The following is a 1277-nucleotide window of genomic DNA, read 5'->3' as shown; positions in this document are numbered from 1 at the left end:
CCGGCGGCAGGAAGCCGATTTCCTGCGCGAATTTCTTGCGGATGCTCTTGATGCGCTTGAGCAGCTCGCCGTCGCTGTTCTTGTCGACGAGCGGAATCAGCCGGCAGCCGGCGCGGCGGTGGTGGCAGCCGCACCCGGTGCGGCATTGGCCGCCGGGGCGAGCTGCGCGGGGACCGTCTTCACGGTCGCACCCGGGCGCACCTTGTCGACGCCCTGCACGATCACGTGATCGCCCGCTTCCAGACCGCCTTCGACGATCCAGTCCTGGCCGGACGTGCCGGCGGTCGTCAACTGACGCGTCTCGACCTTGTCGGACGCGTTCACGACCAGTGCGATCGCCTGCCCCTTCTGGTCGTGCGACACGCCGATCTGCGGCACCAGGAACGCGTTCTCGTTCACGCCTTCCTCGATCCGTGCGCGCACGAACATGCCCGGCAGCAGCACGCGGCCCGGGTTCGGGAAGATCGCGCGGATCGTCACCGAGCCGGTGGTCTGGTCGACCGTCACGTCCGAGAATTGCAGCTTGCCCGGCTCCGAATAGGTCTTGCCGTCTTCCAGGATCAGCGACACTTTTGCCGCACCCGGGCCGCTCGTCTTCAACTTGCCGCTCTGCACGTCCTGGCGCAGCTTCAGCCCGTCGAGGCTCGACTGCGTGAGATCCACATACACCGGGTCGAGTTGCTGGACCGTCGACATCAGCGTCGCCTGGCTTGCCTGCACATACGCGCCCGGCGTCACCTGCGAGATGCCGACGCGACCGGTGATCGGCGACACGACATCGGTGTAGCCGAGGTTGATCTGTGCGGTGTCGACCGCCGCCTTGCCGGCCGAGACGTCCGCCGCGGCCTGCCCTTGCGTGGCCACCGCGTTGTCGTAGTCCTGCTTGCTGACCGCGTTCGCGGCCACCAGCACCTTGTAGCGCGCGACCAGCGCGTTCTGCGTGACGAGGTTCGCCTGCGCCCTCGCAAGCGTCGCCTTTGCACTGTTCAGCGCGGCGACGTACGGCGCCGGGTCGATCTTGTAGAGACGCTGGCCGGCCTTGACGTCGGTGCCTTCGGTGAATTCGCGGCGCAGCACGATGCCGTCGACCCGTGCACGCACCTGTGCAACGAGGAACGCGCTGGTGCGGCCCGGCAGTTCGGTTACCGCGGGCACGGCCTGCGGCTGGACGGTGACGACGCCGACTTCCGGCGTTTGCGGCGGCGGTGCCGATTCTTTTTTTCCGCACGCGGCCAGGAAAACGGCGGCCGTTGCAGCAGTGATTAAGCGGTATGGAA

Annotated in this window: 1 protein-coding gene; it reads right to left on the bottom strand. The window is 67.3% G+C overall.

Annotation, left to right across the window (positions count from 1 at the left end):
- Window positions 1-96: 96 nt before the first annotated feature.
- On the bottom strand, window positions 97-1277 hold a 1181-nt coding region (locus G3N61_RS39110; protein WP_205825124.1), incomplete at its 5' end, for an efflux RND transporter periplasmic adaptor subunit.

This window comes from Burkholderia sp. Ac-20349, assembly GCF_017104865.1.
Lineage (GTDB): Bacteria > Pseudomonadota > Gammaproteobacteria > Burkholderiales > Burkholderiaceae > Burkholderia > Burkholderia aenigmatica.
This window is presented reverse-complemented; position numbering and strand designations above follow the sequence as displayed.